This window comes from Globicatella sp. HMSC072A10 (genome assembly GCF_001811625.1).
Lineage (GTDB): Bacteria > Bacillota > Bacilli > Lactobacillales > Aerococcaceae > Globicatella > Globicatella sanguinis.
In genome coordinates this window covers 489-7748 of record NZ_KV805777.1, presented here as the reverse complement: position 1 = coordinate 7748, position 7260 = coordinate 489, and the positions used below count along the sequence as shown (strand labels likewise).

Here is a 7260-nt window from a genome sequence, read left to right as displayed (position 1 = left end):
TTTTTAGACTGCATGAAGTCTTTCCTTATGAGTATATTTATTATGCCCATCCTTATTGTTCCTATGAACAGGGAACAAACGAAAACCACAATCGACTAATAAGGCGGTTTTTACCTAAAGGAACAACAGATGTAACAGAATTAGAAGTAAAGAAAATCGAAACCTGGATTAATCATTATCCGAAAAAAATGTTCAACTACAAATCACCATTTGAGATGATGAACGCTGGCTAATTTAAACTTGAAATTTGCCGAAATTATTTTCAGGATAAAGGTATTCAACAAGATTCGACTCATCATCTAGTAACATAACAGACATTTCATTTTTATAATATTCCTTATATTTTTCCGAGATAACATGTTTAAAAGAAATCAAGCCATCACTCCTAATGAGAAGATTTGTTCTATTATACGATATTCTTCACACCTTTTATAGACCAAAAGAGTAACCAATTATTAATTAGGCTACTCTTTGATTTGAATGGGAAGATAGGATGTCGTTAACTGCTTAGTCAAATATTTTGTCTTATATCTTTTAATTTATTTACGATCCTCACTTGTTCATCTGCTGGGGGTAATGGGATTACAAACTCTTCTAGGTCATTATTTCTTACCGAAGGAGAGTTGTCGCCACGCATCATTCTAGTCATCGACCCTAAAAAGTATTCTGATTGGGACAGATAAAACAAGAACTCATTATTAACCTTTCCAATACCGCGCATTACATAGAAACCGGTTGAAGCAATCACATTTTTGTATTCTGACGTTAATACAGCTATATTTTTTAGATATGGTCTAACAGTTGAGAAGACTACATCTCCCTCTTCTACATATTTACTTGCTCGAGACGGAGAACCTTCAGCACTTATAAACTCTGGATTTTCTATCTTTTGGAGCTCGTTGTTTATTGAAGATATATCTATGTAATAGAACTCTTCTGGTTTCTCTTTAACAGTTTTTTGAGGATAAATAACATTCCCCAACCTCACCCATTCCCAACTTTCAGGAATTTTATAAGGAATCTCTTCTTGGGTAATCTCTGGAAGAGGCTTCGCTTTCTTTATTTTCTTCTCATCAACTAAACGTTGTCGCTCAGCTGCAATTTCTTCTAGGAGTGTGCTTGCTATTCCCTCTTCTGGCAACTGAGGGACTAGTTTGCCTTGCATAGCAAGTTCTAAAATTTTACCCTTTATACTTCCTTTATAATCTTCATACTGAATTTGCGATTTATTTATAACGTCAATTATCGAAAATAAATACTCTATTTTTTCTAGAATACGCTCTTGTTCTGCTCGTGACGGTATCGGTAAAATATACTTTCTTAACTTTGTAATAGCAGTTCTCTTTCTTGTTGTCCCTTGCAATTCACTTTTGACTTGATTTTGAAATCCTTTACCATTCAAAAAATAGACCAATAAATTAGCATTTATCTTATGATTTGGTACAAATTTAACAACATCAGAAGATAAAACATACTTCTGATCAAAACCTGGAACCAGCATTGCGACACCAGCTGGCATCATTTTTGTTATAACAATACTTTCCTCATTAACTTCGCTTCTTTGTATATTTTTAAGATGTTCAAATGTGGTATATCTAACATTGTCATCTTTCCACCCATCTTTTGAGACATTACTTAATTGAATAATTCTGACTTGTTTTTCATCTGTATAATGTATTTTCTTCAAATCTGATCCGAAAGGTCCATCTGCAATTGCATTAGGGATATTCTCTTGTACATCTTCTAACCTCACCCACTCCCAACTTTCTGGTATCTCATAAGGAATCTCTTCCTCACTAATCGGTGGAAGTGGTTTGCTTTTCTTAATCTTCTTCTCTTTTACGAGTTGTTCTCGCTCTGCTTGGATTTCTTGAAGTAAGTCTCTGGCATCGCCATCAGTAGGGTCTTGTTCTACCAGCTTTCCTCGCATGGCCAGATCTAATACTTTCTCTTTCAATAATTCTGTATCTATCATTCGATCAAGTCTCCTAGCAGTCCTTGCAATTGCTCTACAGAGGATTGAATTTCACGAGAAGATGTTTCCATTAAGTCTAATAATTCACCTAAGGTATAGTCAGGTTCATCGCTCTCTTCAACCATCCAATTGATATCCAGGTTCGTATTCGGTCTGGCTTCGATTTCTTCCATCGTAAAGCGTCGCCAACGGCCATTTGGATTCTCTTCTGACCAGGTGGATTCACATTGCGTGCGGTCTTCTGCTTGATAACAGGCAATAAAGTCTTCAAAGTCTTTAGCATCTAACGGATTACGCTTGCCAAAGGACCGCATATTATGCCGTAAGTCATAAATCCAAGTTTCTTTGGTATTATCTTTTTCTGTCGTACCACGCGTAAAGAAGAGAACATTAGTTTGAACGCCTTGGGCATAGAAGATACCGGTTGGTAATTTAAGAATCGTATGCAAGTTACACTTATTCATCAAGTCGTTACGTATCTCTTCCCCCACTCCTGAATCAAAGAGGACATTATCTGGCACAACAACCGCAGCACGTGCCTTACCATCTGTCTTCAAGGAATTATAAATAATTTGTAAGAAATTTAATTGTTTATTTGAAGTCACAAAGGTTAAATCGTCCCGGGTGGCACGTTCACCGCCTCGCTTCGTTCCAAAGGGTGGATTAGTCAGTACTAAGTCATACTCCTTCATCCACTTACCATTACTTGATAATGAATCCCCTAACTCCAACGGTCCTTCAATATCATGGAGCATTGCATTCATCAAGGCGAGCCGGTGGGTACTTGGGACTAGTTCCATCCCAGAGAAGCCCTCGTGCTTTTGGAATTCCGCTTCTTTAGGGCTTAAGTCAAAGTGATCGTCGGTTTTCTCTTTGATGTATCTATCAGCAGCTATCATAAAACCAAAAGTACCAGCTGCCGGGTCATTCAAACGTTCGCCTGGTTGAGGATCGGTCAGTTGAACCATGACATCAATGAGTGGTCGAGGTGTAAAATACTGCCCCGCACCTGATTTTGTCTCATTGGCGTTCTTTTCAAGGAGCCCTTCATATAAGTCCCCTAAGCCTTCATGCTTAGCAGAATACCAGTCTAAGGCATCAATCCCTTTGATAAGCTTTTCTAAATTAGCTGGCTCATCAATACTCGTACTAGCATTGGCGTATATTTGATTTAATTGCTTAGCCGGCGTCTTTTCTTTGTTACCTAGATCTAACAGAAGTTGTTGATAGAAGGTCTTAAGCTCTAATCCTTCTCGCTTCACTAATTCATCCCAGCGATATTCTTCCGGCAACACCTCTTCGGTGCCTTGTTCCTTCATCATCTTCAGGAATAAAAGATAGGTTAATTCTGTAACATAATCCTGGTAAGAGATACCGTCATCACGCAACACATTAGCCATATTCCATAGCCGCTGAACAATTTCATTGTTATTCACATTATCCCTCAAATTCTATCCATATAATTTATCATTAATCGTATCGACAATCTCATCGGTATAATCACCGAAAATTTGCTTCACTCGCTTATAGCCCCCTTGATTGGCAAAGACACCTCGGTCATCAAAGGCAGACTTGGCATCTGGTCCTAATACAGGGCTCTTTAATAATTGCTTTTCAATCCGTTCTAACCACTTTAACTGAACACTTGACCAGTCGTGCATGGCATAAATCGATGCCATGGCTTCCTTAATCCGTGTTTGGTTATCCACCAAAGGACTCCCGATCGCTGCTTGGCGAATAAAGGAGATGATATTAGCAATGACCACTTCATTCTTTTCTTTGCGCCAAGCTTCTTGAAGCCCTTTCTCATCGAATCGGTGTTTCTTTAAGATTAATTCAACTTCTCGAAGCTCCTCGCGTGTTAGATCAGCCGGTCGGTTAGCTGCAATACTTAAGGCAGGAATTTTATTGATATTCTCCTTAATAAAGCCTTCAAAGGACTGTAAGTAATCTTTTGGTTTCGTGTTCCCTTCACCGAATCCTCGCTCAACAGCAAGTAACTGATCTTCTTCATCCGATATGATGATGTCTTTCCCACTCGGTCTGTAGACTGCAAGTGTTTCAATATGTTCCTTCTCTCCTACCAAGCTCGTCTGATCCATCTCCTTTAGAGCATGAAGCCAGCGATCAATTGAATACGTGTTATTCAATTCTCGAATCTCATCCAGGACCTTGTCATCTAACCTTTGCTTTTTACGTTGTAACTTACTTAGCAACTCTTTACGGAGGAACTGAAATTCTTCATCAGTCTCTGCTTCAATCGTTCTTTGGAAAATATCTTCAATCGTATACTTAGGAGTCTTTGCAACAGGCTTCATATCCGTGACGTCATAAAGTGTGTCATAAAGTTGAACCGCATCGAAGATATTGAAGGCCTCTTTATCAATCTCAGGACAGAGCCGCGTCGCTCGACCAAGCATCTGTTCATACAAAATTCTTGAGCGGACTTTACGAACAAAGACTAAATTGACAATTTCTGGCACATTAATCCCGGTGGTTAACAAGTCTACTGTGACCACAATATTAGGATAGACTTCATTCTTGAAGCGGCGAATATCTGCACTCGAATCATGATTCGCACCGGTAATCTTCATAATCATATCCTCAGTCACCTCATAGCCTCGACTAGAATAAGCTTCCCGCAGCAGGCGGACTAACATATCCGCATGATAATCCGTCGCGGCAAACACTAAAGTCTTTCCAGGTTCTGTCGGATCAATACAGTCAACTAAGGCCTCACAAATCACACGATTAAAGGACTCGTTAATAATTCGCTTATTGAATTGAGCCACATCGAAGTGTAAGTCATCTTCAAGTAAAGCTTTATCCATCTCGTATTCGTCAGGATTCCACAAGGTAATCTCTTCATCTTTGTGGATTGTAATCCCTGCACGATTCAATTCCGTCTCGAACTTATAAGGTGGGTTATGGTCTACGAGATAGCCGTCAACTACAGCATCCGTATAGGAATAACTATAGATAGGCATACCAAAGATATTCGTTGTATGTAAAGCTGGTGTGGCTGTCAGTGCGAGTACATCTGCATCAAAGTAATCAATGACTCGGCGGTATTGACTAATATAGTCCTTCTCATCGTGATACTCTAACTGGTCTTCAGACAGTTCTCGATCCTCATTATAACCTCGATGGGCCTCATCGACGATAATAAAGTCGTAGGTCCCGATGGAGGGGATTTTCTCAGGATCCTCTTGATTGAATAAGCGTTGTACCATCCCTTGGACGGTAGAAATCTGAATCTTGGTTGTATCATCAGGAAAGCGGTCTGTCACCTCTTTGACACCGTAGATATCCGATAAGGATAAGTTATCCACTTTGGTATCTTTGAGATCATCTGCCGTTTGTTCCCCTAATGACTTACGGTCTACAAGAAAGAGGATACGCCTCACACGCTTCGTCTTAATGAGACGGTACATAATAGCTAAGGCTAACCGGGTCTTCCCTGTACCGGTTGCCATCGCAATTAACATCCGTCGTTGGTTATTTGCTAAAGATTCCTCAACCGCTTGAACCGCTTCAATCTGATAATATCGACTAGCAAAATCTGGATAATCTTGGTCTTCTTCAAGGGCCTTCTCCGCCTCTTCAATATTCACCTCAAGCTTCTTTCGTAAATCTTGCGGTGAGTGCCACTGCTCGAGGGCATAAGATGGCACATCATCTCGTCTTGTATCCCAGAACCATATACCAGACTTCTCTTTGAGTTGCTCTAAATATGGCCGACCATTGGTTGAATAAACGAAGGGGACATGATAACCATTCCACTCCCCTTTAAATTCAACCGTCTCATGACTCTCGACTTCTCTAGCATAACGCTTAGCTTGTTGCAAATCACCTGCGATATCCTTGCCATAAGGCTTTGCCTCAATAATCCCGATTAATTCCAAGCCGTCAAATAGAGCATAATCAGCAAAACCACTCCCACAAGGCCACTCAGCAATTGCCATTTGACGATTCTTCTCAGGCATGGTATGGTTTGTTTTATAGTTCAATTCATGGGTATTCACTTCCCAGCCAGCTGAGCGAAGTTGTTCATCAATGAGAATCCGTGTTTCAATTTCATTGGGAGGCCGCTTATCCGTGTATCGTCTTGACCGTTGACGTCTTTCCTTCTTGACGCTCTCATTTGAATTGGCTTCATCATTTAAATTCAGCGCCATTTGTTGGTTCAGATCCTGTTCTTGCTCAAGTAACTGAGCCTCCAATTCAGCAATTCGCTGATCTTTTAGCGCATCTTGATTCTCGGGTATTTGAAATTCCTGAGACTCAAATTGATAATCCACATAGACTTCCATGAACCAATTCGATAGATAATGCGTTAACCGAAGCAGGTCCATCGCTTCCGGGGTCTCGACATCCCCATCATGAACACCCCGGTTCCCAGTCTTACGAATGGTATGAAACACGCTCTCAATATCCCCATCTAACACATAATTATTTCTAAGCTCATTTAATTTATCTAATTGGTTAGCCCGTTGATCGATATAAATTGCTTCTAGAGAACATATAGCATCCACCATCTTCTCAGAGAATTGCCGCATCTTAAAGACGGCAGTATTCGGATCACTATAGACATTCCTTTCAGCAGCTTGACCTAGATTTTCAAACAAGCGGTATGCTTCAGGAAATATATTAAAATTTGAAGCCATAGCTACATTCCTCTCTTTGTTCTCTGATGATTATTACAGAAAGTTTTGTTAATTTTGAAATCTGGTAGACCATTCATGCATAGCATGCGTCATCTTTGCTATAATTATAGCAAAATAAGAGCTAAAGTCCATATAATAGTGTAAAAAGAAAGGGCACTAATCCCTCCATAACTGGCACAATGTTCTTATGAAAAATAAACAAACCAGGAGGAATCAAAATGACCCAAGTACATTTTGCACTGAATCTAGAAGACATTCAAAACTTAATTGGCGTAGAAGTGAAAGATAACCTATCTAAGAGTATTTTAACAAAGGTATTTAATCACCTGATAGAGAAAGAACGGGATGAATACTTAGATAACGAAGCCTATCAACGTGATCCTAATAGAGTTACTTATCGTAATAGCTACTACAATCGTGATTACACAACAAAACTAGGAACTTTAGATCTTAGAGTGTCAAGAACAAGAGATGGAAAGTTTTCTACAGAAATCTTTGAACGCTACCAAGAAATGAAAAGGCACTTCTGTTAACCATACTTGAAATGTATATCCAAGGTGTCTCTACAAGAAAAGTTTCGAAAGTCATTGAAAATTTATGTGGGAAAACCTATTCTAA

General features: G+C 39.4%; 4 protein-coding genes and 1 pseudogene. 2 read left to right on the top strand and 3 right to left on the bottom strand.

Annotated elements, in window-relative coordinates; translation table 11 throughout:
• Window positions 1–233: IS30 family transposase (locus HMPREF2811_RS11100; RefSeq protein ID WP_141749292.1), on the top strand; the 233-nt coding region annotated here is incomplete at its 5' end.
• A 278-nt stretch (window positions 234–511) separates the two neighbouring features.
• Here the strand turns inward: HMPREF2811_RS11100 and HMPREF2811_RS08130 are convergent.
• Genes HMPREF2811_RS08130 through hsdR form a run of 3 tightly spaced genes read right to left on the bottom strand, consistent with a single transcriptional unit; the run spans window position 512 to window position 6642 of the window.
• On the bottom strand, window positions 512–1975 hold the full coding sequence (locus HMPREF2811_RS08130; RefSeq protein WP_071408898.1) for a restriction endonuclease subunit S: 1464 nt from the start codon (window positions 1973–1975) through the stop codon (window positions 512–514).
• Entirely contained in the window at window positions 1972–3411 is a 1440-nt protein-coding gene (locus HMPREF2811_RS08125; protein WP_071408897.1) for a class I SAM-dependent DNA methyltransferase, read from the bottom strand. The genes HMPREF2811_RS08130 and HMPREF2811_RS08125 overlap by 4 nt, the downstream gene beginning before the upstream one ends.
• A 15-nt stretch (window positions 3412–3426) precedes the next feature.
• Complete coding sequence (gene hsdR / locus HMPREF2811_RS08120) at window positions 3427–6642, bottom strand: type I restriction-modification system endonuclease (RefSeq protein ID WP_071408896.1); 3216 nt, start codon at window positions 6640–6642, stop codon at window positions 3427–3429.
• Between the two features lie 218 nt (window positions 6643–6860).
• Here hsdR and HMPREF2811_RS08115 point away from each other — a divergent pair.
• A pseudogene (locus HMPREF2811_RS08115) lies at window positions 6861–7201 on the top strand (transposase); the annotation flags it as partial.
• Window positions 7202–7260 lie beyond the last annotated feature (59 nt).